1 protein-coding gene is annotated in these 230 nt (G+C 75.2%); it reads right to left on the reverse strand.

The genetic code is table 11. The features are described from left to right. Positions 1-230, reverse strand: a 230-nt coding sequence (locus SB660_RS24265) for an alcohol dehydrogenase catalytic domain-containing protein (protein ID WP_410585204.1), incomplete at both ends; no start/stop codon positions are given.

The following is a 230-nucleotide window of genomic DNA, read 5'->3' on the forward strand; positions in this document are numbered from 1 at the left end:
CGAGCTGAGCCGTGCGTCCGGTGCCGATCGTGGCCACGGCCTGCGGGAAGGTCACCCCATCGGGGACGCGGTGCAGGGCCTCGACCGGCGCCAGTGCGTATTCGGCGTAGCCGCCGCTGCGGAAGCCCACGTGGGCGACGACCCGCGATCCGGCGATGGCCGCGTCGACGCCCGGCCCCACGGCATCGACGACACCGGCCACCTCACGCCCGGGCGTCATCGGGAGCTCG

Origin of the sequence: Bacillus sp. SIMBA_005 (assembly GCF_046535585.1) — a bacterium.
Taxonomy (GTDB): Bacteria; Bacillota; Bacilli; order Bacillales; family Bacillaceae; genus Bacillus; species Bacillus pumilus.